The organism is Sorangium sp. So ce302 (assembly GCF_051530145.1).
Taxonomy (GTDB): domain Bacteria; phylum Myxococcota_A; class Polyangia; order Polyangiales; family Polyangiaceae; genus Sorangium; species Sorangium cellulosum_B.
Map to the genome: position 1 here is coordinate 111463 of NZ_CP150326.1, position 23462 is coordinate 134924.

A 23462-nucleotide genomic window follows, 5' to 3' on the forward strand; every position below is an offset into this window, starting at 1 on the left:
CCTTCGCCTCCGGCGAGCGGGGACCGCTGCGCGACGCGACGAGGAGCCGGTGAGCGTGGTTCGCTTCGAGGAGATTCCGGGAGCGGGAACCGACGCCGGTGGCGGGCACGGTCTCGTGTCGGCCCCACCAGCCGCTGGACGAGCTCCTCGGCAGTGTCGGGACACCAGGATTGCAGGTGCTGATTTCAGGAACGAAAGGAGTACGCAGGTCCCCTGGGGAAAGACTCGCGGAAATCGAGGGCGCAACCTTTGGCCTGCATCCTGCTAAATAAGTAGGGCAGAGCGCCCGTGACGGTTTCCCCCCCCCACCGTCGAATGGGCGCTCTTTTTTTTGTGCTTTGGTGGTGGGGTGGCGTGAAGGAGCGGGTGTTCCTGTGACGCTGGTCGTGATCCTCACGGTGCGCTGCGAGGCGCTCGACGCGTTCCGCGCGTACGAGAGGAAGGCCGCGGCCGTGATGGCACGGTACGGCGGCGCGATCGAGCGGACCGTGGTGACCGCGCCCGACGGCGCTGAGCTCACCCTGAAGGAGATCCACCTCGTCACGTTTCCGGATGAACAAGCCTTCTCGGCCTATCGCGGCGACGCCGAGCTCGGGGAGGTGGCGCACCTGCGGGACGCGTCGGTCGTTCATACCGAGATCCTGCGCGGGGAAGAGGGACCGGATTACCACGTCGCCCCTGTCTGACCGGCGCCGCTGTGTGGCGCTGCATCACGTTCCGAGGACGGTGCCGCTCTCCGCTTGCGCGGGCGGCTCGGCGATGCACGCGGTGGCGACGCGCCGGAACCCGACCCGCTCATAGACGCGCGCGACGCGGTCGTTCTGCGCGGACAGGAACACGGTGCGGATCCCGGCGTCCAGCGCATGGCGGGCCAGAGCCGCGGTGACCGCGGCGGCGAGGCCGCGCCCCCGGGCCGCCGGCAGCGTCCCCACGCCGACGATCTCGGCGACGTCCCGCGCGTGCTGGTAGCTGCCGGTGCAGAGCGGACCGGCGAGCGCTCCCTCGCGGCCCCGAGCGGCCGCGTGCACCAGCGTCCCCTCGATCAGCGACGCGTGCCATGCGGCCGCCTGTCCGGCCGGGAGCACGGCCGCGGCGGCCTCCCGCTCCGCCGGTCCCGCAGAGCCGACCGCGGTGTCGAGCGCGCCGAAGGCGACGTGCGCGACGGCCTGCACTTCGGCGAGATCCGGGTCCTGGGCGGTGATGGTCGAGAGCGAGACGCCCTCCGGCAAAGGCGTCTGGTGGGGCTCGCCGCAGAGCACGAGCAGCGGGCAGCGCCGGACATGCAGGCCGGCCGCCTCGGCCGTGGCGTCGAGCCCAGGGGTGGTCTCCAGCACCCACTCGAACGCCTCCGGGATCGAGAGCTGCCGCTGACGCGCGCGCACGGCGGCCACGTCCTCGACCGATACGGCGCCGGGGTGGCCGAGGGCGGGGCGGGCATAGTAGGGCCAGCCGTCGCCGCGGCGAACGAAGAGAGTCAGCGGTCCATGGTCCTCTGCGTCAGCGCGCCAGCGAGGGACGGCATCGTAAAACCGCTCGATGGCGGCGAGGAGAGCGCTCACGGGCCACGATTGTGTCACCCCACGCGCCCCGGCGCGAGGAACTACGGGCTCCTCGGAGAGGCCCTTCCGTGCTGGCGCCGAGCGGCGCCGGCGCCCGCCGTACATCGCGCGTCCAGGGGGCCGGCTCCCGCCGCTCGGGTGTAGACTCGTCCGATGCACCGACGTGGCTTTTGCGCGACCTGCGCCGCCCTTGCGCTCGCGACGCTCTACTCCATCGGCTGCGGTCCCTCGCCAGCTCAGCTGTCGTCTGGGGCCGCCGCCCCGGTCGAGCTCGTCCTTCCGCCCTCGCGCCTTGGCGCGCCCGAGCCCAAGCTGGCGGCGGATGAGCCGGAGTCCCGGAGGGACGAGACACAGCGCCTGCCCTTCGTGGGCACGTGGGTCAGCGAGGATGACGGCTCGCTCATCGAGCTGAGCGCGACGAGCTTCCACCACCGCTTTCCGTACATGGGCGCTCCGCGTGACCTCTACGCGCGCGTCACCTCGTACAACACCGAGCGTGGCCACATCGCGATCGAGTACACCCGTATCCTGCAGGATGGAGTCGAGGAGTCCATCGAGGAGCCCGTCGTGTACATGCGCTACGAGATCCGCGACGGCGACCTGTACAAGCACGTCGACGCCGAGGATTTCCCCACCACCGTGGACGACGAGCGGTTCGTGCGGACCCCCGGCCGGCGGTGAGCGCCCGTCGGACCCCGGCGCCCACGACCCGCTGCGTGACATGTCACGGCCCGCTGCGTGACATGTCACGGCCCGCTGCGTGACATGTCACGGCCCGCTGCGTGACATGTCACGGCCTTGCGGCTGCTCGCGCGGGCAGCGCTCCGGCTTCTTGGCGCGGCGCGAGGAGCTCGCCTCGGGCTGGATTTCCCGTGTCGAGGAGCGGCACCGGTCCGGCTTCGGGGGCTCGGTGATGACGTCGAAGCAGAGGGGGGCCGGGCTGGCATCTCTGTTGCGAAGTGCCCCTGCGGCGACGATGAGCCGGGCGAGGGAATGCGCTGCTGAAGAGGCGATTCGCCTCCACACCTCCGGCTGGGCGAACCAGCGCATCATGAGCTCCGCGGTCCCCCGCTGAACGTCGAGACGCCGTACTCATACGCTTTGTACATGGAGAGTGGGACGATGAGCCGAACTCATGCCGTGGTGGGGTGTCTATTCGCTTCGATGGTCGCGATGGCCTCCACCGGTTGCGCCGTGGAGATGCAGGACGATCAGGTCGACGGGGTCGATCCGGTCGACGAGGACGTCGCCGAGGTGGAGCAGGCGTACAGCGAGGCTACGTGCGCTACCGTCGCTCCGGTGACGACCTACATCGGTGGCTACAACTATTACTCGCCGCAGACGTACACCACGACGGCCTGCTACAAGAGCCTGGCGGTCGACGTCGTCGGCTACGAGGCCGGTTTCACTCCGGCGCCCGGCCCCAACCACGAGCTGAACACGTACGTGGATTGGGCGGACACCCTGCCGACAGACCCGGAGGCGTGCCGCGATCTGTTCCTGGCTGCCACCCTGTACTACGAGGATGATGGGGTGATGGCCCCCGTAGAGTTGGCGCAGAGACGCGGCAACTACGTCAATGGCGTGGGCTGCAACGTTGGCCTCAGCTACGGACTCAAGTTCTATACGCCCATGGTGGCCACCCACAGCTACCGCGTCGTCGTCACCGCCCGAACCGGCAATGGCAGCGGCTTCCCGACGCGGAAGTTCAGTATCCGTACGGTGTGGGAGCCGAGCTGAGCCGCCTATCGCAGGCGCTTGGCGCTGGCGCCCTCACACCCTGAGCACCACCCCTCTCGCCCTCTCGCCCGTCGCCTCCGCGATCGCCTGCACGTAGAGCCGCACCTGCGCCTCCTGCGCTGCGTGCGCCGTGCCCGCGTCGGAGCCGGTCTTGAAATCGACCACGGTCCAGATCCCCACGTCGCCCACTCTCGCGGAGCGAGAGGTCGGCGACGCCCTCGGCGAGCGCCTTCGTCTTGTCGAACGTATCGGGGGTCTTCAAGGGCCCGGCGTCATCTAGGAGGATGTGGAGCTCGAGGTCAAAGCGATGACCATGCGCGGGGAGCGCCTTGATCTCGACGACGTGTCATCGGACAGCGTGGCACGGGCTACCCAGCCTTTCTCGCGGTCAATCCGCCGCGCTTGTCACGGCGTTTGGTGTGACATGTCACGGCGTTTGGTGTGACATGTCACGGCTCTATGCGTGACAGACACGTGCTCGCAGCGGCTCGCACGGGCAGCGCACCGGGCCCCTGGCGCGCCCTGCAGGAGCTCTCTTCGTCTGGATTTACCGCCTTGCGGGGCCGTGCCGGACCGAGCGTGGGGCCTGGCGGCGGCGTTGAGGCGGGAGGGGCGCTGCGTTGGCATGTGCGTTGCTGAATGCGACGGCGGCGGCGATGAGCCGGACCAAGGAGGGCCGTGGTGAAGAGGCGACTCGCCTCCACGCCTGGGCGTGGGCGAACCAGCGCACCATGGCCTCGCGATGCCCGGCTGAACATCGCGACGCCGCTTTTCGCACGCTTTACAAATGGAGATCTGAAACGATGAGCCGAATCCACTCCGTAGTGGGATGCCTCTTTGCTTCGATGGCCGCGATGGCCACCACGGGCTGCGCCGTGGAGATGCAGGACGAACAGCGCGATGAAGACGTCGCGGAGACCGAGCAGGCGTACAGCGAGCCTACTTGCGCCACCGTCGCCGCGGTTGCGACGTACAACGGCGGCTTCAACTACACCTCGCCGACGACGTACACCACGACAGACTGCTACAAGGCCCAGGCGGTCGACGTCACCAACTACAAGAACGGTTTCACTTCGCAGCCCGGTCCCGGCTACACGCTGCATACGTACGTGACCTGGGCGGACTCCCTGCCGACGAATGAGGAGGAGTGCAACGCGCTGATCTTGAAGGCCAGCCTGTACCGTGTGGTGAACGGGGTCATGGAATTCAAGGCGGAGAGGGAGCTGCACGGCAACTACGAGGACTTCGGTGGCTGTATGGTCGGCCCCCCGTGGGGAATTGACTTCAGTACGCTGAGCCCGAATGAGCTTCTGAACGGAGCCACCCACCGCATCGTCGTCAGCGCTCGGAGTGGCAGCTGGAGCAGCTTCCCGACGCGGAGTTTCAAGATTCAAACGATGTGGGAGCCGTGATCTGAGCCGTTGAGCGCCAGCGCGGCGCAGGCCGCGCCGGCGCCCCTCACACCCTGAGCACCACCCCTCTCGCCCTCTCGCCCGTCGCCTCCGCGATGGCCTGCACGTAGAGGCGCACCTGCGCCTCCTGCGCCGCGTGCGCCGTGCCCGCGTCGGAGCCGGTCTTGAAATCGACCACGGTCCAGATCCCCACGTCGCCGACGCTCTCTCGGAACGAGAGGTCGACGATGCCCTCGGCGATCGTCCCGTCCTCAAGCCGCAGGAGCAGCGGCGTCTCCCGCTCGCACGCCCCGCGCGCCGCGCTCTCCGCCGCGCGCCGGAGCAGCGGGTGCTCGAGCGCCGCGACCGCCGCCGCGACCGCCGCGTCGAGCTCCTCGGCCGGCGCCCCGAGCAGCCTCGCCTGCGCCGCCGCCACGGTCCTTACCTCGTCCTCGCCCGCCCGGAGATCCACCTCGGCCAGCACCGCGTGCACCAGCGTCCCGAACCGCTTGCCGTAGGGCCGTCCCTCGCGCGCGATCTCCGTTTGCTCGAACGAGATCACCGGCAGCGCGTCCGCCCTCTCCCCGCGCACCCCCCCGCCGCCGCTCCGCTGCGCGGCCGCCGTCCCCTCTCCGGCCGCCGCCGCGGCCGCTTCCGCCGCCTCGTGGCTGATCTCCGTCGCCGTCTTCACGCGGACAGCCGCCATCGAGCCGTCCACGATCGCCCGCTGCCGCGCCTCCTGCCATGCCTCGTGCCCGCGCTGCCCGAGCTCTCCTGTCAGCAAGGCGCTCGCCGTCGCCCCGCTGCTCCCGAGGACCCCGGCGCCGCTCGCTGGCCCGGCGCCCGCCGCCGCCGCGCCGCTCGCGTCCGCCTGCAGGATCCGCTGCTGGCGCAGCCCCGCCTCCGGCTCGCGATCCAGATCCAGCGCGCCAGGATCCCACCACACAACGCGGTGCGAGCCCGCCATCGGCGCGTGCTCCCCCGGCGCGACCGCGTCCCGCTCGTCGGCCTCGCACCGCGCCGGGCGCTCCAGCACCGTGTCGGTACCGAACGGAGGGCAGCCGAGGTCCTCGCAGCGCCGAGGGCTCCGTCGCTCGCGCGGCGCCGGGTAGAGCACCGGGTGGAGCACGTCGAGCCAGCCGTCGCTCGTGCCGTCGCCCGGGCGCGCGTCGCCCACCGCGGGCACCACCAAGAGCTCGCGCGCGCGCGTCGCCGCCACGTACGCGAGCCGCACCGCCTCCTCGCGATCGCGGCGCAGCACCTCGTCGCGGCGCTCGACGAGCTCCGCGGGCACGCAGCCGGCGATCGGCTCCGCCCACAGGCCGAGCTCCGGATCCACGTGCCGCGACGGGAGCTGGTGCGCCGCCGGCGACGCCGGATCCGCCAGGATCACCACCGGGAACTCGAGCCCCTTGGCCCGGTGCACCGTCATGATCCGCACGCCCTCCGTCCCCTCCTCGACGACCGGCGCCTCCGCGACCTCGCCCCGCTCGGCGTCGAGCTCGAGCCGCTCCACGAACGCGCGGAACGAGGTCGCGCCGGCCGCCTCGAAGCGCCGCCCGAGATCCATCACCCGCAGCACGTTCGCGAGCGCTTGCTCCCCCGTCGGCCAGATCGCGATGCCCGCGTGCGCGCGCGTCTCGTCGAGGAGCCCGCCGAGGGTGTCCGCGATCGGCCGCCGGTTGCGCTCGCGGTGCAGCCGCCCGAGCACCGCGAGCGCCTCCGCGACCTCCCGGAGCGGCCGCGCCCCGCCCTCCACCGCGAGATCGAGCGCCCCGTCGTCCGGCGGTCGAAACAGCGGGTGCAAGCGCCGGAACCGGTCGCGGTAGAGCAGGAGCACGTCGTCCGTCAGCGCGAAGAGGGGCCCGCGCAGCGTCGCGTAAACGCTGAGCTCGTCGTCCGGCCACTCGATCGCGAGCAGCGCGCTCCGCACCGCCATCACCTCCTCGCGATCGTGGAACGACCGTCCGCCCACGAGCACGTGCGGGATCCGCCGCGCCTCGAGCGCCCGCACGTAGGCGCGGGTCGCGTCCTCCCCGAACGTCTGGAAACGCTTGAACAAAAGACAGATGTGCCGCGCCTCGAGCGGCACCCGCTGGCCCGGGCGCTCGCGCTCCGTCACCGTCCAGCGCCGCGCGCCCGAGGCCACGCCGGCGCCCGCGCCGCCGTGGATGAGGTGGTGGACGAAGGCGCCGACCGCGTCCGGGATCGACTGCCGCACACGGAAATCGGAGATCTTGCCGAAGTCGCCGTAAGGCCGCGGCACCGGGAGCGCGATGACCGTCGGCTGCTCCGGCGGATCGTCCCGGAACCGCTCGAGCGCGACGTACCGCGCCTGGGTCGCCGCGCGCTCGCCCTCCGCGGTCCCTCCCTGCATCAGCGGCGCGAACGCAGCGTTGACGGCCTCCTGGATCGACGGGGCGCTGCGGAAGCTCGTCGACAGGTACAGGACGCTCGCGCCGCACGCGACGAGCCGGGCCTTGGTCGCCTCGTAGAGCGCGACCTCGGCGCGGCGGAAGCGGTAGATCGACTGCTTCGGATCGCCGACCACGAAGAGCTTGCCGGGCACCGGGCGCGCCCGCGTCCAGTCGGCCTCGGAGAGGTCGTCGGCCGCGAGCAGGAGCAGGATCTCGGCCTGGAGCGGGTCGGTGTCCTGGAACTCGTCGACGAAGAGGTGCGAGAAGCGGAGGTTGAGCTCCTCGCGCACGCCGCGGCTCGAGCGGAGGAGGTCCCGGGCGCAGAGCAGCAGGTCGAGGAAGTCGAGCTTGCCGGCGCGGGCCTTGAGCGCGTCGTACGCCTCGATCGGCGGCCGGAGCTCGCGCGAGAGGCAGGCCGCGAGATCGGCGCTCGCGGCCGTGAGCACGGCGTCGAGCTCGACCTTCACGCGGTCGCGCTGCGCGAGCACCTCGGCGCGCGTGAGATCCCCGCCGAACGCCTTGCCTGAGCCCTTCCAGCGCCATTCCTTCCAGCGCGCGACGTCGCCGAGCTCGGCCTCCAGGCCGTCGTGGTCGCGCCCGCCCGTCACCTCCTCGCGGCGGCGGAGCTCCGCGAGGTAGCGGTCGAGGTTCCGGAGGCTCTGCGCGAGGTAGTCGCCCTCCCGGTCGGCCTCGGCGCCCAGGTCCGCGAGCGCCGCGAGGCGGTCCAGGATCTCGTCGATGGCGCGCTCGCGGTCGAACGGATCGCGCCGCCAGGGGCGCGTGAAGTCGCGGTGCTCGGCGAGCTTGAACGCCGCGCTCCGGAGCAGGTCGCGCGGGCCCTGCGCGCCGTCGCGCGGGCGCCGGCGCAGGATCCGGCGCACGCCCTCGGGCGGGTCGTTCAGGGTGCGCTGGAACCAGGCGTCGAAGGCCTGGTCGAAGAGCGCCTCGGCCTGATCCGCGGCCGCGACCTGGAACAGCGGGTCGACGCGCGCCTCGACCGGCCACTCGCGCAGGAGGTCGGCGCAGAAGGAGTGGATGGTCCCGATGCGCGCCGCCTCCAGGTGCGCGAGCGCCTCGTCGAGCCGCGCCCGCTCCGCCGGGCCTGCGCCCGGGTCGCTGCGCGCCCGCTCGATCTCGGCCCGGAGGCGCAGCTTCATCTCGCCGGCCGCCTTCTCCGTGAAGGTCACCGCGACGATGCGATCGAGCGTCCCGCCGCCCTCCTCGGGCGCCCTCCGCAGCACGGCGACGATCCGCGACACGAGCGCGGTGGTCTTGCCGGTGCCCGCGGCGGCCTCGACGACGAGCGTCGTCCGCAGATCGTCGCGGATGCGGCGGCGGGCGGGCTCATCCGCGAGCTCCCGCGCGCCGCGCGATCGGACCGCGTCGGCGGTCACGCGCGCCTCCGCGCGGGCTCGAGGCGCTGCCCGGGGGCGCGCGGCAGGAGCGCGCCGGCCAGGCTCGGGGAGGGGAGGAGGACGTGCCGCACTGGGTCGCGTGGGGGAGGCTGTCGGGGGAGTAAGGTGGCGCAGATCGGCGTGGAAGGAAACGCTGCCGTGCCCGGCGGAAGGCGGTCCGTTTTCCGGACGGGCTCATGTAGCCCCTGAGCGTGGATGTTCTTGTGCTAGCAGCAGAGAGAGCTGATCCATGCGCCTCGAGTCGATGAGCCCTGGAGCGCGGTGGGCGTACGCGCTCAAACCCGCGAGCTGGCCCAAGGTGCTCGTCCCGGCCGCATACGGGCACGCGGTGGGCGCGGCCGTCGCCGGCCGGCTGTCCGCAGGGGTCCTCGCCTTCGGCGCGCTGTGGATGATGGCCGACGTCGCCTTCGTCGTGCTCCTGAACGACTGGGGCGATCGCGAGGTGGACGCCCTCAAGCGACGCATGTTCCCGGACGGCTGCTCGCCGAAGACCATCCCGGACGGCATCCTTCCCGCCAAGGCCCTCCTGCTCGCCGGGCTCGGGGCCGGTGTCTCCGCATTGCTCATGGCCTGGGTGGCCGGCGCCGCGCTCGATCGCCCGCTGCTGCTCCCCCTGGCCGCGCTCGGCCAGCTCGTCTTCGTCGCCTACACGCTGCCGCCGATCAGGCTCAACTACCGCGGCGGCGGCGAGCTCCTCGAGATGGCCGGCGTCGGCGGCGTGCTCCCCGTGCTGCACGCGTATGCCCAGTGTGGCGTGCTGGCGCCGGCGTGGCTCGTCGCGCTCCTGCCGGGGTTGCTCGTGCTCGCGCTGGCGAGCGCGCTGGCCAGCGGGCTGTCCGACGAGCAGAGCGACCGCGCCGGCGGCAAGCGCACCGTGGCCACGCTGCTCGGCAATGCGGCCACGCGCCGGGTCACCGAGGCCCTCGCCGGCCTCGGCCCGCTCCTCTGGCTCGCGGCGTCCCTCCTCGCCGAGGACGCGCCGCCGCTCTGGTCGGTCGCGCCGGCGGCGGCCGTGGCGCTCTTCTTCAGGGCGCGGCTCCTCGAGAAGAGCCCCGAGGCGGTGACGAACGCCTTCGCCGCGCAGGCGGCCTACAAGCGCGAGCTCCACCGCGCGATCCAGTGGGGCATCGCCGCCCTGTCGGCGGCCGTGCTCGCCGCCGGGCTCCGCGCCGGGGGAGGGCCGACATGACGGGCGTCGCGGTCATCCCGCCGGAGGAGCGCGACGCGCTCGCGCGCCTCACGCCCCTGCTGGGCGCGCGGGCCTCGGTCGCGCCGGGCCGGCCGTGCGCGCCCACCCCCGTCGCCCTGGTCGAGCAGATCGTGAACGGCAGCGAGGACGCCGAGCGGGTGCGCGCCTTTGCCCGCGGGCTCGGCGAGGTGATCTGCGCGGTCGCCGACAACTTCCCCGACAACATCTTCTGGGATCTCGACTACCTGGCCTGCTGCCTGTGGCAGGCCGGGAGCGCGCCCGCGATCGGCGACTTCGCCCGCCGCGTGGTGTCGCTCTGCCTGGGCTTCGGCAACAAGTCGAAGCTGCGCTTCCGCTATGCGCACGACTTCCTCTATGGCTACGACTGGGCTCGCTGGGTGATGCGCAAGCCGGAGGAGCGCGCGGGCATCGGGCCCTTCGACGTCTCGTTCTTCGATTACCTCGACGGCCGGCAGAGGACGCTCGTCGAGCTCGTGGCCAGCAACGACCGCAAGTACTCGCAGCTGAACGGCCGGGAGTACCGCAACCCCTTCTCGTTCATCCGCGAGCCGCCCGAGGAGTCGCAGCTCCACTGCCTGCTCGCGCAGGTCGACCTGATCCCGCTCAAGGCCTGGCGCCTCGACGGCGAGCGCCGCTGGGACCTCCCCTTCACCGATCTGCGCGCCAAGCTGGCCGATCGCCTCGGCCTGTCGCGGGGCGAGGGGCGATGAGCGTCCGGCCGGGCGCGCTTCGAGCGTGGCTCGATGCGTCGCGGCTGGCCTCGCAGCCGAGCATCGCGCTCCCGCTGCTGCTCGGGCAGCTCGTCGGCGCGCGGGCGGCCGGCCGCCCGCTCGACGTGGGGACGCTCGCGGCGGTCCAGCTGTTCGGCCTGCTGAACCAGCTCTTCATCGTCTACGCGAACGACGTCGCCGACCAGGAGACCGATCGCCGCAACCGGACCGCCACGCCCTTCTCGGGCGGCTCGCGCGTGCTGGTCGAGGGGCGCCTCTCGCCCCGCGCGCTCGGCGCCGCGGCCGTCGTGTGCGCCGCGGCGCTCGTGGCCGTCTCGGCGGCGCTCGCCGCGGCGCTGGCGACGGCCGCAGCGCCGCTCCTCGTGCTCCTGGCGATCGCGGCGCTCCTGCTGCTCTGGGCCTACAGCTACCCGCCGCTTCGGCTGTCGTACCGCGGCGGCGGGGAGCTGCTCCAGATGGTCGGCGTCGGCGCGGTCCTGCCGCTCTACGGTTACATCGCCCAGGGGGGCGACCCCGCGCGCTTCCCCTTCGCGCTGCTCGCGTTCCTGCTGCCGAGCCACCTCGGCTGCGCGATCGCCACCGCGCTCCCGGACGAGCCCTCGGATCGCGAGAGCGGCAAGCGGACGCTGCCCGTGGGCGTGGGCGGAGAGCGGGCGGCGCGGTGTGTGGTCCTCCTGAACGGGCTCTCGCTCGTGCTCGCGCCGGTCGGTCTGGGCGCGGTGGGCCTGAGCCCTGGGGCGGGCCTGCTCGCGCCGGCGGTGGCGGCGCTCGTCGTGCTGCTGGCCCGCCCAGCGCCGCCTGGCTCGCGCCTGCTGCTGGTCCGGGTCGCGGCGGCGGGCGCGGCGACGCTGTCGCTGGTCGGCTCGACCCTCATCGCCCTCGCCGCGCGCTGAGGAGCGAGGGCGCGATGTCGCACGAGTTCCTGCTGCTCTCGTTGCTCTTCCTCCTGCCAGGAGGCGTCATCTGGCTCGCGCGCCCGGATCTGCGCCCCCTGATGAAGCGGATGGCGCTCGCCTCGCTGCCGTTCGCGGCGACCGAGCGGCTGTTCTACCCGAGGTACTGGGCCCCGAAGTTCCTGTTCGACCTGGCCGATCGGATCGGGTTCGGCATCGAGGACGTGCTGTTCGTCGTCGGGCTCAGCGGATTTTCCTCGACCGTCTATGCCGTTGTGTTCCGCCGCGCGCCGGTGCCCTGCGCGGCGCAGGGGGCGCCGCGCGCGCGACCGTGGTTCGGCGCGGGGGCGGGGGCGCGACCGTGGTTGCGTGCCGCGACGGTGATCGCGCTCGCGCTCGCGGCGGCCGGGGCGCTGGCCGCGGCGGGGGTGCCCGTCCTCTACGCCGCTGTGGCGGCGATGACGGCGTTCGCGGCGGCGCTCGTGGGGGCGCGCCGCGATCTGCTCGTGCCGGGACTGCTCGGAGCGCTCCTGTCGGCGGCGCTCTACCTCGGCCTGTGCCTCGTCTTCGCGGCGCTCGTGCCCGGCGTGTTCGAGCGCACCTGGCGGCCCAGCGTGCTGCTGCCGGGGAGGGCGCTGCTCGGCGTGCCGCTCGACGAGGTCCTCTACGGGCTCGGCGCGGGCTTCGCGGCCACGGTGTTCCCGGCGTGGGCGTTCGGGTTCGGGTACGGGCGCGCCGGAAGCGACGGGGATTGAAATTCCCTCGGCGCTTCCGGCGCGTCTTTTCTTCCGTCGGAGCGGTGTCGCTCAGGGCGGCGGGGGCCGTCGCGCGGCCGCCCCATCCATCAGCCTGAGCGTCAACAGCCGTCGCTCAGTTTGCGGTTACAACAACCTCTGAGCCGTTGTACGTGACCATTTGATCCGGAGCAGCCGTGACGTCGACGCCGGCGCCATGATTGGAGCCTACCAGCACGATCCTGAACGTCCTGCTGGCCGGCATTCCGGGATAGCTTCCCTTCCTTGCGCCGATGGTCAACGCCTTGGCAGAGTCGTCCCATGTGAGTGGGATTGTCGAGTAATGACCTTCCTCATAGTTATAGGTGTCGCCCTCGTCCTCGTAAATAGTGAAGGACCCGTCTTGACCTGTATAGATCCGGATCTCCAGCGGGTCGATGCTCTGCGTTGCATACTGAATGCTGGGACCCATGGGAACAATTGAGCCCGCTTTGACGTAGAGCGGCATCTCGCTCAGCGGCGCGGGCGCCGAAACCGTACGCCCGCCGTCTGTCGTCGCGCCTGTCCAGAAATCGTACCAGGTGCCCGCGGGAAGATAAACGGAGCGGCTGGTAGCGCCCGCGGTGGTCACTGGATTGACCAGGAAGGCAGGGCCGAACAGGAACTGATCCTTGATGCCGAATACCTTCTCATCATTGGGATAATCGAAGACCAGGTGCCGCATCATGGTGTAGCCTTCGCTGGTCACCTTCCATGCCAACGAGTAGATGTAAGGCATCAACCGATAGCGCAGGTTGTCGATCTTGAGGAGATTGGCCTTGGTGGCGGCGCTCCAGCTGTTGCTGTACAATTCCCTTGTCCCGCCGCCATGTATCCGGAAGATCGGGTTGAAGGCGCCATACTGAAACCAGCGGGTGAAGAGTTCATTGTTCGCGCTGGTGGTCCAGTCCACGTTGTGGCCCCAGTACCCGCCTATGTCAGTGGTCCAATAGGGCATCCCCGCGATCGAGAAATTGAGCCCCGCAGGGATCTGCCTGGTATAGGTTTGAAAATTACTGTCAATGTCTCCCGACCAGCACGTCGTGGCGTATCGCTGCTGGCCGGCAAAGGCGCTGCGGGTGAGGACGTAGACTCGCTTCTGTTTCGGGCCGGTGGCACGCCAATGCTCGTACAACGCCTGGGAGTGTCCCAGGGGATAAGCATTCACGTACAGCGCCCCCTTGCCGAGCTCGGTATCAGCCGCCCGCACATTGACGGGGTCCGGATAGCCCTGGGGTTCGGTGTTATCGGCCCAGATGCCGTCCCAGCCATGCGGCCCCAGCAGGCGATCATGGATCTGCTGGTACACCAGAGCTCTGGCGTCGGGGTTGAATGTGTCATAGAAATGGTGCGTGCCGCCGCTGGCGAACAGCGCTCCAATGTCGTCGAGCGCATTGTAGTTGGCCATCTCTCCCGCCTTCGTCTCCCTATCCACGTGTTCATACAACGGCCAGATCGATATCATCGTATGAACATTGGCTTTATGCATCTCGGAGACGAGGGCTGCTGGATCTGGATAGCGGTTTTGATCCATGAAGTGGGAGCCCCATGCGTACGGATTCCAGTAGTCCCAGTCTTGAACAATGCAGTCGACCGGAATGTTGTTGTTGCGGTAGCCGTCCTTGATCCTCAGCAGCTCGGCCTGGCTACCGTATTTGTCCTTCGACTGGAAGAGCCCGTAAGCCCACTTCGGGAACAACGGGGCTGCGCCGGTTGCGGTGCGGTATTGGGCCACGACCTGGTCGATGCTTGGACCATAGAAGAAGTAGTAGTCCACCATCTCGCCGGCTTCGGACGAATAGCTGTACTTGGTGTTGTTGGACTTGGTCCCGTCGAAGTTCGAGGCGGAATAGTTGTCCCAGAAGATCCCGTAGCCCCTGTTGGACACCAGCACCGGAACGTTGATCTCCGTGTTGACGTTGATGATACGTCGAGTCGTCCCTTTGCGATTTATTACGCCGTCCTGGTGCTGGCCAAGACCGAACAACGCTTCGTTGGCGGGTGAATCGAAGGAGGTCTCGACGCGATTCGTCCTGACACCCTCGACGGTCGCGGGTGTCAAGGTTTTGCTGTCTTCCGCCAGGATGACGCTATCGTTCAAGTCGGTATAGGTGACCAGGCCGTTGGTCGTGTCGACGTTGGCCTTCAAGCGTGAGGTCGTAATGGTCACGGTTCCCGAGTTCTCTGCGATGCAAAAGCTCGGTGTGCCCCACTTCTTATTGACAGACAGAGACGTCTTGTCGGGGAGCGAAGGATCCGTGGCGTACTGGACTCTGATTATGCTTTCGTTGCAAACTTCGAGTCTGAGTAGGCCGGTTTCCAGGTTGAATGTAATGCCGTTGGCGTCGGCGGTATAGAGCCCGGTCTCCGGCGGCGCAGGCGGGCATTCGAGCTGGTCGCCGCCTCCCTCGCCTCCGGAGCCGCCGGCACCGCCGGCACCGCCGGCACCGCCGGCGCCGCCGCCGACCCCGGTCGTGCTTGACCCACCACCTCCCATCCCGGTCGTGCCAGCGGCGCTGGTCGACGTGCCGCTGGCACCCGGACCGGGGTTGTTGGACTCGCCCGAGCATGCGCTGCCGAGCGGCAAGAGGCCGATCAGAACCGCGTAGAGATAACGGTTAATCAAGTTTCGCATGACTCCTCGCAAGCAACAGAGATCATAATAGTTCTCCTGACTTCGATGATTTATGTCAGCTGTAAGAGCGCGGACTGTCTCCATGCGGTCGGGGCACGGAGCTGTTTCTGCCTACGCTTCGCTCCGCTGAATCAGCATAAGAACGCCTGGCAATAGCCCGCTGATCCCGCTCGCTTGGGAGAGCCGGAGCGTGCGACGGAATACGGTGTGGCAAAGCTGCTGGTGCCGGACGAACGCTGGGAGCGACTTGAACCGCTGCTTCCGAAGACGGAGCCGAAGCCGCAGAGCGGCCGGCCGCGTGCGCCTGATCAGATCGCCCTGATGGGGATCTTGTTCGTGCTCAAGGCGGGGTCCCTCGGGAGTACCTACCGCAAGAGCTCGGCTCCAGCGGCACGGCTCGCCGGCGCAGACCGCGCGGCTGGCAGCAGGCTGGCGCCTGGGGGCGCAGCCTGGCTCCGTGATGAAGAAGCGCAATGAGCGCGGTGCGCACACAGTCTCCCGCGTGGCTCAGCCGAATCCCCGGACGGGGCCGATGTGATGACACCGGTGCGCCCGAGGAGCGTCTGAGCGTGGCCCGCCGCAACATAGGTTACTCCGCTCCCGAGGTTGCCATCCGGCCACACCGCCAGGTTCGCCGGATTCTTGACGAAATCATGCCCGGTGGACAGCATCCAGGCTTTCACGACAGGCGTCGAATACGCGATGCCTGTCGTGTTCTCTGGCGGATCGCCCTTGGCAAAGCGCCAATCACCCTCGATCGGCAATCGCTTTCTCGAAGGCCAGGCGAATGGAATCGGTGCAAAAATCGATGAAGAGCGAACAGATGACGAAGAGTTCGGTGCCCAAGGCGACCGAGGAGGACGAAGCGAAAGGACACCCCTCGACGGCAATGTGAACGCTCACATTGCCGATGTCAATTCCAATCAACCGGCCCGCGGGCATCCTCGAATCCGGAGGAGGACGAGGCTGGCGGGGCTCCTCCGGAGCGCCGCGTCAAGAGGGGGAGCGCTGGATCGCGGTCATCGCTGGACCGCCAGACCCGCTCGAAGCGTCGGAGACAGCCCGATCAACCGTCAAGACGGCGTGCGCGAAGAGCGCGAGGGGGATGTGGCGGTGCCCGCCGGTGAAACAGCGAGCCTCATCGTGGTCAAGGTGGACCTCGCCCCTCGCCCTCTCTCGAAGCGCTCTTCAATCGACCAGCGGCCTTCAACGGCACGGATCACGTCGATCGATCAGGCGCGCCTGCTTCAGGGCCCGCTCCACCGTCTTCAATGCCGGTCGCGGCCCGGTCTCGAGCGTTGTGCTCTCGGGCGCTCCGTGTGTTGGTATCGGGTACGATCCTCGGTCGATGACAGCCGCGCAACGCCGGGGCGGTGCCGTCCTGGAACGCCGACGCGCCGGGAGCGTCAGGGGATCGTGCTTCCCCTGGCGCTCCCGGCGCCTTCGTCATCTGTCATCGGATGGGAGCGGCGGCGCTCCAGCGCGCGGGCGGCGGCGTTTCGCTCGCGAAGCCTCCCGCTGTCGGGGGGATCGCCCGCGCCCGTCGCGTCACGGCAGCATCAGGACGCACTCGGTCCGGCAGACCGGGCCACCGGCGCCGCCGCCGCTCGGCTCCTCGCAGATGGTCCGGACGATCGCGCCGGGGGGGCAGGTGGCTCCCTCCACGCACTCGATCCAGCAATCGCCGGGCGGGTACGCGTCGGCGCCGCCCATGCCGGTGCCGGTGCTGCTGCTGCTGCTCTCGCCGGAGCAGACCTTCTGCTCGATCATGCCCGCGGGGCAGTAGGGCTCGAGGGGCACGCACTCGGTCCAGCAATCGCCGGGGTAGGGCATGGCGCCCACGCCGGTGCCGGTGCTGCCGGTGCTGCCGACAGAGACGGAGCTGCCACCGCCGCAGACGGTCTGCGGGATGCTGTTCGGCGGGCAGTAGGGCTCGGTGGGCACACAGTCGGTCCAGCAGCCCCCGCCGGGGAAGGGCGTGCCACCCATGCCGGTGCCGCTGCTGCTGCTCGTGTCGGGCACGGGCTCGCCGTCTTCGCAGATGGTCTGCTGGGTCGTGCCCGGCGGGCAGTAGGGCTCGACAGGCACGCACTCGGTCCAGCAGTACTCCTGGCCGGGGTACGGGTCCTGGCCGGGGTACGGGCCGTTGCCGCCATAGCCGGTGCCGGTGCTCCCCGAGCTGCCGACCGAGACCGCGCTGCCGCCGCAGACGGTCTGCGGGATGCTGTTCGGCGGGCAGTAGGGCTCGGTGGGCACACACTCGGTCCAGCAACCGCCGTCGGGGGGGCGCGGCGCGGCGAAGCCTGGATCGGAGCCGCCGATGCCCCCGCCCGCGGTGCCCCCGCCGGCGCCGCCGGTGCCCGCCCAGCCGCCCGAGCCGCCGACGCCGACGCTGGTGCTGCTGGTGACGGACGAGCCGCCGTCGCAGTAGGTCTGCGGGGTGGTGCCGGGCGGGCAGTAGGGCCCGGTGGGCACGCACTCGGTCCAGCAGCCGCCGCCGGGGTACGGCGGGCTCGCGCCCGCATCGGCGCCGTCAGTGTTCATCCAGCCACCCGAGCCGCCGGCGCCGCCGGTGGTGCTGCTGGTGACGGTGGTGCCTTCGTCACAGAAGGTCTGCGGGGTTGTGCCGGGCGGGCAATAGGGCTCGACGGGCACACACTCGGTCCAGCACGGCTCGGAAGGCATCGGCATGCCACCAGCGCCCCAGCCGCCGGAGCCGACAGCGCTGGCGCTGCCCCAGCCGCCGGAGCCGCCGGAGCCGACCGTGGTGGTGCCGCCGCACACGGTCTGCTCGATCGTGCCCGGCGGGCAGTACGGCTGCGGCGGGATGCACTCGGTCCAGCACTCGCCCGGATCGACGGGGATGGCGGTGCCGCCGGCGAAGCCACCCTGGCCCGAAGAGGTGGTGCCGCCGCTGCAGATGGTCTGCTCGCTCCAGTCAGGAGGACAGATGCTGTCGGGCACACACTGCTCCTCGCACATCTCGCCGATCTCGCACGGTGAACAGACCGTCTCCCAGTGAAAGCCAGGTCCGCAGTCGGGCTCTGGTGGCGGTGATGGCTCGTCCACGCCCCCACAGCCCTGCCCCTTGGCGCCGGTGAGCACAACGAGCGCAGAGAGCGCAACCAGACCCTGGAGAGAGGAGCGAGCGGCTGACGAACGCGAGATAAGAGAGGAGAAGATCGCGAAACGCATGGGGGTACTCCATCCTGCGTGCCTGTGCGAGACACGCGATCAAGGAACGATGGCTCTGCGCCGCAGCATGCGAGCGCTGCTGCGCGCGGCGTCTCAGCGCCGACTCGGAGAGCTCGCGTGGAGATAAAGCACTGGACATGCCAGGCGCGTCCGCCTGCTCGGCGGCGTAGCCGGCCGCACGGAGCGACGCGTATAGACCGGCTTTTCGCGGTCGCGCGGCGCCCGCTGCGCGCATCCGCCCAGCGCGACGGGGCCATAGTGTGACGGCGGACGCTGCCTACGTGTCACGTTGAGCCAACCGGCGCCACAGGGGGGCCGGCAGGCAATTGGGTTGAGTGACAGTGGAATTTTCTTGTTTGGTTGGCCGGACGACCCAACCCAGGTTGAGGTTCGGCTGGGATGACCCGACCCAGGTTGAGGTTCGCCGCGGGGCGGAGGCGACCCGGGTCGGGATACCGACCCAGGTTGAGGTGCTCGACCCAGGTTGAGGTAGCGGAGAGAGCGGAGGAGGGACCCGACCCAGGTTGAGGGGATCGGAGGGGCTCGCGCGATGTTGAGGTGCTCGCGCGTCCCAGGTTGGGGCAGCGCCCCGATCGAGCGCGGAGCTACTGCGCGTTGGCGGGCCGCACGTAGGGCAGCCGCGCCGCCACCTGCCGGACCTCCGAGGCCCCCTCGAGCAGCTGGGCGATCGGATCCCAGGTGCCCCGGATCAGCGACTCGCGCGCGCCCGGCTTGATCGTGAAGGGCACCGTGAGATCGCTCCCCGCCCGGACGACCTGCTCCTGCAGGTCGACCGTGACGGGGGTCTTCGGGTCGGCGTTCACGCGCGCCACGAGCGCGGCGCGGTCCTCGCGGCTCACCGAGACGCAGGGGATGCCGAGCGTCGTCGAGTTGCCGAAGAAGATCTCGGCGAAGCTCTCGGCGATGACGGCCTTGAAACCCGCCTTCGCGATCGACTGCGGCGCGTGCTCGCGCGACGATCCGCAGCCGAAGTTGCGATCGGCGATCAGCACCGTGGCCCCCGCGAAGCGCGGGTCGTTCAGCGGGTGCTCCCGCTGAACGCCGCGCTCGTCGAAGCGCACGTCCCGGAAGAGGTGCTCGCCGATGCCGTCGAAGGTGACGCACTTCAGGAAGCGCGCCGGGATGATGCGGTCCGTGTCGATGTCGTCCCCCGGAACGTGAACGGCGCGACCGGTGACGGATTGAATCAAATCGAGTGCCATTGGGATCTCCCTCGGGTGCGAGCGTCGTCAGATTCCGAACACGTCACGAGCGTCGGCGATCTCGCCGCGGACGGCGGCAGCCGCGACCATCACCGGGCTCATGAGCACGGTGCGCCCGGTGGGGCTCCCCTGCCTGCCCTTGAAGTTGCGGTTGGACGAGGACGCGCACAGCTCATCCCCGATGAGCTTGTCGGGGTTCATCGCCAGGCACATCGAGCAGCCAGGCTCGCGCCACTCGAAGCCTGCCTCGCGGAAGACCCGGTCCAGCCCCTCGGCCTCGGCCGCGCGCGCCACCTCCATCGACCCCGGGACGGCCAGCGCGCGCACGTGCGGCGCGACCCTGTGCCCCTGGATGCGCCGCGCGACCTCCCGGAAATCCGAGAGGCGCCCGTTCGTGCAGCTGCCGATGAACGCCACGTTGATCTTCGTCCCCTCGATCGGCTTGCCGCCCTCGAGCCGCATGTACTCGAGCGCCTCGCGGATCAGCGCCCGCTCGGACTCGTTCGCCACGTCCTCGGCCGCCGGGACCTTCTCCTTCACCGAGATCGCCTGCCCCGGCGTGATGCCCCAGGTGACCGTCGGCGCGATCTCGCTCGCGTCGATCCGGACGACGTCGTCGTAACGCGCGTCCTCGTCCGACGCGATCGAGCGCCAGTACTCGAGCGCCTCCTCCCACGCCTCGCCCTTCGGCGCGTACGGACGCCCCTTCATGTACTCGAACGTCACCTGGTCCGGGTTGACGTAGCCGACCCGGGCGCCGCCCTCGATCGACATGTTGCACAGGGTCATCCGCTCCTCCATCGAGAACCCCTCGATGGTCGACCCGCCGTACTCGTACGCGTAGCCCGTGCCGCCGGACACGCCGAGCCGCCGGATGATCTCGAGGATGATGTCCTTCGCGTAGACGCCCGGCCCGAGCTCGCCCTCCACCTGGATCCGCCGGACCTTGAGCCGCTGGAGGCTCAGCGTCTGCGTGGCGAGCACGTCGCGCACCTGCGTCGTCCCGATCCCGAACGCGATCGCGCCGAACGCGCCGTGCGTCGACGTGTGCGAGTCGCCGCACGCGATCGTCATGCCCGGCTGCGTGAGGCCGAGCTCGGGGCCGATGATGTGCACGATGCCCTGCTTCCCCGACTCGAGATCGAAGAAGGTGACGCCCTGCTCGGTGCACGCCTTCTTGAGCGCGTCGACCATCCCCTCGGCCAGCGTGTCCTTGAACGGCCGCTTGCGGTTGTCGGTCGGGACGATGTGATCGAGGGTCGCGAACGTCCGCTCGGGCATGCTCACCCGCAGGCCGAGATCGCGGAGCATCCCGAACGCCTGGGGGCTCGTCACCTCGTGGATCAGGTGAAGGCCGATGAAGAGCTGGTCCTCGCCGCTCGGCAACGTGCGGACTTTGTGGAGGTCCCAAACCTTGTCATAGAGACTCTTACCCATGATGGCCTCTCGCGGTGCGCTGGATACGGGTGAAGGGGACGGCGTGCGAAGCGAAGCGGACCGGCCCGAGCGCCGGCGCCAGGGCGCGCCAGCGGCCTCCCTCGAAGGCGGCCGGCCGCCGCCGGTCTGGCGGTTCAACGTCGGGCGGGCGGCATGACTATGCGGGCGCGAGAGAATTAAGTCGAATGAAACTTTTTTCACGATCGATTAAGTAAAGCTACATGGACGCGTCGCTGCTCCCCGCGCTCGAGGACGTGCTGATGGTGGCCCGGTCGGGCTCGGTCGCCGAGGCCGCGCGGCGGCTGCACAAGACGCCGTCGGCGATCAGCCAGCAGGTGCGCCGGGTGGAGGAGCGCTTCGGGGTGGCGCTGTTCGAGCGCGACGGGCGCGGCGTGCGGCTGAGCCCGGCCGGCGAGGCGGCGCTCGGCGCGATCACGCGGCTGTTCGACCAGGCGGAGGGGGTGTTCGAGCTGCTCTCGGAGCTGGCGGGGGAGCCGTCGACGACCCTGCGCGTGGCGGCGAGCGACTACCTCGGCAAGGGGCTGCTCGTGCCGGTGATTCGCCAGATGCTCGAGAAGCGCGCGCCGGTGCGGTTCGCGATCACGACGGCGAACTCGGTCGACGCCGCGCGGGGGGTGGAGCGCGGCGAGGTGGATCTGGGCCTCGCGTCGGCGTCCTCGGCGGGCGGCGACCTCGTGAAGCAGCCGCTGTTCGTGCAGCCGTTCCTCTGGGTGGGGCCGCGGCTCAAGGGCACGGCGCCGGCGCTGCGCGAGCGGCTCCGGCACGAGCCGCTGCTCCGGCTGGCGCCCGGCAGCGTGGGGCGGCGGATGCTCGACGCGTACCTGGATCGCGAGCGGATCCGGCCCATCTCGACGATCGACGTGTCGAGCGTGTCGCTCCTCGTCTCGTACGTCTCCGGCGGGCTCGGCATCGGCCTCGCGCCGGCGCTCGCGCTGACCGAGGTGGCGCGCTCGCGGCTCGACGTCGAGGTCGCGGAGGTCGACCCGCTGCCCGTCGAGCTGATGACGCGCGAGAATTTCCGGCGCAATCCGATCGTCGAGCGCTTCGTCGAGCGGCTGGCCGCCGAGGGGCGCCGCGCGGAGCAGCGGACGCGGGCGCTCCTCGGCGGCTGACACCGCGCGAGGCGCGCCGCCGCTCGGCAGGTCGACGGGGGCGCGACACGAGGGCTCGCTTCGTCGACCGGAGCGCGCGCCCCGGGGCGCCAGAGCGACGGTCGGCCTGTGTGGCTCCTCAGGGCTCGCGCGTGTTGCCGCGCGTGTCCTTCAGCATCACGTCGTGGACGCCGCCCTCGTGGATGCTCACCGCGGACGCGACGGTCAGGCGCGCGCGCATGTACAGGTCGCGCAGCGAGGTGGCGCCGCAGTTGCACATCGTCGAGCGCACCTTGGCGAGGGTGACGTCGAGGTTGTCCTTCAGCTTGCCGGCGTACGGCACGTAGCTGTCGACGCCCTCCTCGAACTCGAGCTGATCCTTCTTCTTGCTGGTATCGCCGTGGTCGTAGCGCTGCCAGTTGCGCGCGCGGTTGCTCCCTTCACCCCAGTACTCCTTCATGAACTGGTTGTTCACGCGGACCTTGCGCCCGGGCGACTCGTCGAAGCGCGCGAAGTAGCGGCCCATCATGACGAAGTCGGCGCCCATCGCGAGGGCGATGGTGATGTGGTAGTCCTGGCTGATGCCGCCGTCGGAGCAGATCGGCACGTAGACGCCGGTCCGCTGGAAGTACTCGTCGCGCGCCTTGGCCACCTCGATCACGGCCGACGCCTGGCCGCGGCCGATCCCCTTCTGCTCGCGCGTGATGCAGATCGAGCCGCCGCCGATGCCGACCTTGACGAAGTCGGCGCCGGCCTCGACCAGGTAGAGGAAGCCCTCGCGATCGACGACGTTGCCGGCGCCGACATAGGCCGGCTTGCCGAGCGACTTCACGAAGGCGATGGTGTCGCCCTGCCACTCGGAGTAGCCGTCCGACGAGTCGATACAGAGCACGTCGGCGCCCGCCTCCACAAGCGCCGGCACGCGATCTCTGTAGTCGCGCGAGTTGATGCCGGCGCCGACGATGAGGCGCTTCTCGTGATCCACGTTCTCGAGCGGGTGCGCCTGGTGCGACTCGTAGTCCTTGCGAAACACCAGGTACTGGAGGTGCTGTCGCTCGTCGATGACGGGCAGGGTGTTGAGCTTGTGACGCCAGATGAGCTCATTCGCCTCCTGCAGATCGAGGCCGACCTTGCCGCAGTGGATCGACTTGAACGGCGTCATGATCTCGCGCACCGGCGTGCTGAGCGGCGTCTTGCCGAGCCTGTAATCGCGGCTCGTGATGATGCCGACGAACCTGCCCGTGGGCGTGCCGTCCTCGGTGATCGCAATCGTGGAGTGGCCCGTGCGATCGGTGAGCGCGAGGACGTCGCCGAGCGTCGCGTCGGGGCGCAGGTTCGAGTCGCTCACGACGAACCCGGCCTTGTAGTTCTTCACGCGCCGCACCATGGCGGCTTCCTCCTCGATGCCCTGCGAGCCGTACACGAACGACAGGCCGCCGCAGCGCGCGAGCGCGATCGCGAGCTCGGCGCCCGAGACCGACTGCATCATCGCGCTGGTGATCGGCACGCTGATCGTGAGCGGCGCGAGCCTCGGATCCGGCGGCGTCGCGCCCGGATCGGCCTTGAACCGGGCGACAGGGGCCGTGAGATCGACGTTCGCGGGGACGCAGCCCTTCGTCGTCAGATTCGGGACGAGCAGGTACTCGCCAAACGTCCTGCTCGGCTCATCGTAGATGAATGCCATGTCGGCTCCTAGTGCAAGGATCCCCGGCTGTCAAACGCGAGCGGCGC

At 70.0% G+C, this 23462-nt stretch carries 19 protein-coding genes; 10 read left to right on the forward strand and 9 right to left on the reverse strand.

Translation table 11 applies throughout. The features are described from left to right. Window positions 1-374: 374 nt before the first annotated feature. Window positions 375-686, forward strand: coding sequence for a hypothetical protein (locus tag WME73_RS00425; protein ID WP_437914390.1), 312 nt, complete (start codon window positions 375-377; stop codon window positions 684-686). Between the two features lie 24 nt (window positions 687-710). Here the strand turns inward: WME73_RS00425 and WME73_RS00430 are convergent, their stop codons facing one another. Continuing rightward, window positions 711-1559 (reverse strand): GNAT family N-acetyltransferase, encoded by an 849-nt coding sequence (locus WME73_RS00430; protein ID WP_437743588.1) that lies wholly within the window; start codon window positions 1557-1559, stop codon window positions 711-713. 153 nt (window positions 1560-1712) lie between these two features. Between WME73_RS00430 and WME73_RS00435 the strand changes: the two genes are divergently transcribed. Beyond that, window positions 1713-2240, forward strand: coding sequence for a hypothetical protein (locus WME73_RS00435; RefSeq protein ID WP_437914391.1), 528 nt, complete (start codon window positions 1713-1715; stop codon window positions 2238-2240). Window positions 2241-2681: 441 nt separating this feature from the next. After that, entirely contained in the window at window positions 2682-3299 is a 618-nt protein-coding gene (locus WME73_RS00440) for a hypothetical protein (protein ID WP_437914392.1), read from the forward strand. 33 nt (window positions 3300-3332) lie between these two features. Here the strand turns inward: WME73_RS00440 and WME73_RS00445 are convergent, their stop codons facing one another. After that, complete coding sequence (locus WME73_RS00445; RefSeq protein ID WP_437914393.1) at window positions 3333-3479, reverse strand: hypothetical protein; 147 nt, start codon at window positions 3477-3479, stop codon at window positions 3333-3335. 452 nt (window positions 3480-3931) lie between these two features. Between WME73_RS00445 and WME73_RS00450 the strand changes: the two genes are divergently transcribed. Beyond that, window positions 3932-4711, forward strand: coding sequence for a hypothetical protein (locus WME73_RS00450; protein WP_437914394.1), 780 nt, complete (start codon window positions 3932-3934; stop codon window positions 4709-4711). Between the two features lie 46 nt (window positions 4712-4757). Here the strand turns inward: WME73_RS00450 and WME73_RS00455 are convergent, their stop codons facing one another. Further along, window positions 4758-8501: a UvrD-helicase domain-containing protein gene (locus tag WME73_RS00455; RefSeq protein ID WP_437914395.1), complete on the reverse strand. Its 3744-nt coding sequence runs from the start codon at window positions 8499-8501 to the stop codon at window positions 4758-4760. A gap of 250 nt (window positions 8502-8751) precedes the next feature. Here WME73_RS00455 and WME73_RS00460 point away from each other — a divergent pair, with 250 nt between their 5' ends. Genes WME73_RS00460 through WME73_RS00475 form a run of 4 tightly spaced genes read left to right on the forward strand, consistent with a single transcriptional unit; the run spans window position 8752 to window position 12111 of the window. Continuing rightward, entirely contained in the window at window positions 8752-9711 is a 960-nt protein-coding gene (locus tag WME73_RS00460; protein ID WP_437743594.1) for a prenyltransferase, read from the forward strand. Then, on the forward strand, window positions 9708-10442 hold the full coding sequence (locus tag WME73_RS00465; protein WP_437743595.1) for a ferrochelatase: 735 nt from the start codon (window positions 9708-9710) through the stop codon (window positions 10440-10442). The genes WME73_RS00460 and WME73_RS00465 overlap by 4 nt, the downstream gene beginning before the upstream one ends. Next, window positions 10439-11356, forward strand: coding sequence for a prenyltransferase (locus WME73_RS00470; RefSeq protein WP_437914396.1), 918 nt, complete (start codon window positions 10439-10441; stop codon window positions 11354-11356). Before WME73_RS00465 ends, WME73_RS00470 begins: the two co-directional genes overlap by 4 nt. 14 nt (window positions 11357-11370) lie before the next feature. Continuing rightward, complete coding sequence (locus WME73_RS00475) at window positions 11371-12111, forward strand: lycopene cyclase domain-containing protein (protein WP_437914397.1); 741 nt, start codon at window positions 11371-11373, stop codon at window positions 12109-12111. A gap of 115 nt (window positions 12112-12226) precedes the next feature. Here WME73_RS00475 and WME73_RS00480 read toward each other — a convergent pair whose 3' ends face one another. After that, a complete protein-coding gene (locus WME73_RS00480) occupies window positions 12227-14764 on the reverse strand; it encodes a glycoside hydrolase family 31 protein (protein WP_437914398.1) in 2538 nt (845 codons plus the stop codon). A gap of 222 nt (window positions 14765-14986) precedes the next feature. On the opposite strand from WME73_RS00480, the gene WME73_RS00485 reads away from it, so the two are divergent. After that, window positions 14987-15241, forward strand: coding sequence for a transposase (locus WME73_RS00485; RefSeq protein ID WP_437748139.1), 255 nt, complete (start codon window positions 14987-14989; stop codon window positions 15239-15241). 270 nt (window positions 15242-15511) lie between these two features. On the opposite strand, the gene WME73_RS00490 is transcribed toward WME73_RS00485, so the two are convergent. The 4 genes from WME73_RS00490 to leuC all read right to left on the reverse strand — a co-directional run bounded on the left by WME73_RS00490 (window position 15512) and on the right by leuC (window position 20619). After that, window positions 15512-15706, reverse strand: a complete 195-nt coding sequence (locus tag WME73_RS00490) for a hypothetical protein (RefSeq protein ID WP_437743599.1) — start codon at window positions 15704-15706, stop codon at window positions 15512-15514. Between the two features lie 606 nt (window positions 15707-16312). Next, window positions 16313-17728, reverse strand: a complete 1416-nt coding sequence (locus tag WME73_RS00495; protein WP_437914399.1) for a hypothetical protein — start codon at window positions 17726-17728, stop codon at window positions 16313-16315. Between the two features lie 836 nt (window positions 17729-18564). Beyond that, window positions 18565-19182, reverse strand: coding sequence for a 3-isopropylmalate dehydratase small subunit (gene leuD, locus WME73_RS00500; RefSeq protein ID WP_437743601.1), 618 nt, complete (start codon window positions 19180-19182; stop codon window positions 18565-18567). 27 nt (window positions 19183-19209) lie between these two features. Further along, window positions 19210-20619, reverse strand: coding sequence for a 3-isopropylmalate dehydratase large subunit (gene leuC / locus WME73_RS00505; RefSeq protein WP_437914400.1), 1410 nt, complete (start codon window positions 20617-20619; stop codon window positions 19210-19212). A 221-nt stretch (window positions 20620-20840) separates the two neighbouring features. Between leuC and WME73_RS00510 the strand changes: the two genes are divergently transcribed. Continuing rightward, entirely contained in the window at window positions 20841-21752 is a 912-nt protein-coding gene (locus tag WME73_RS00510) for a LysR family transcriptional regulator (RefSeq protein WP_044963587.1), read from the forward strand. A gap of 118 nt (window positions 21753-21870) precedes the next feature. On the opposite strand, the gene WME73_RS00515 is transcribed toward WME73_RS00510, so the two are convergent. After that, window positions 21871-23415 carry an IMP dehydrogenase gene (locus WME73_RS00515; RefSeq protein ID WP_437743603.1) on the reverse strand — a complete coding sequence of 515 codons (1545 nt, stop codon included), beginning with the start codon at window positions 23413-23415 and terminating at the stop codon, window positions 21871-21873. Between the last annotated feature and the right edge of the window lie 47 nt (window positions 23416-23462).

Excerpts from the sequence above, each read along its gene's own strand:
- WME73_RS00460 (WP_437743594.1), top strand. The coding sequence starts at position 8,752 with ATGCGCCTCGAGTCGATGAGCCCTGGAGCGCGGTGGGCGTACGCGCTC.
- WME73_RS00510 (WP_044963587.1), top strand. The coding sequence starts at position 20,841 with ATGGACGCGTCGCTGCTCCCCGCGCTCGAGGACGTGCTGATGGTGGCC.
- WME73_RS00480 (WP_437914398.1), bottom strand. The coding sequence starts at position 14,764 with ATGCGAAACTTGATTAACCGTTATCTCTACGCGGTTCTGATCGGCCTC.
- WME73_RS00440 (WP_437914392.1), top strand. The coding sequence starts at position 2,682 with ATGAGCCGAACTCATGCCGTGGTGGGGTGTCTATTCGCTTCGATGGTC.
- leuC (WP_437914400.1), bottom strand. The coding sequence starts at position 20,619 with ATGGGTAAGAGTCTCTATGACAAGGTTTGGGACCTCCACAAAGTCCGC.
- leuD (WP_437743601.1), bottom strand. The coding sequence starts at position 19,182 with ATGGCACTCGATTTGATTCAATCCGTCACCGGTCGCGCCGTTCACGTT.
- WME73_RS00470 (WP_437914396.1), top strand. The coding sequence starts at position 10,439 with ATGAGCGTCCGGCCGGGCGCGCTTCGAGCGTGGCTCGATGCGTCGCGG.
- WME73_RS00465 (WP_437743595.1), top strand. The coding sequence starts at position 9,708 with ATGACGGGCGTCGCGGTCATCCCGCCGGAGGAGCGCGACGCGCTCGCG.
- WME73_RS00490 (WP_437743599.1), bottom strand. The coding sequence starts at position 15,706 with ATGCCCGCGGGCCGGTTGATTGGAATTGACATCGGCAATGTGAGCGTT.
- WME73_RS00435 (WP_437914391.1), top strand. The coding sequence starts at position 1,713 with ATGCACCGACGTGGCTTTTGCGCGACCTGCGCCGCCCTTGCGCTCGCG.
- WME73_RS00475 (WP_437914397.1), top strand. The coding sequence starts at position 11,371 with ATGTCGCACGAGTTCCTGCTGCTCTCGTTGCTCTTCCTCCTGCCAGGA.
- WME73_RS00515 (WP_437743603.1), bottom strand. The coding sequence starts at position 23,415 with ATGGCATTCATCTACGATGAGCCGAGCAGGACGTTTGGCGAGTACCTG.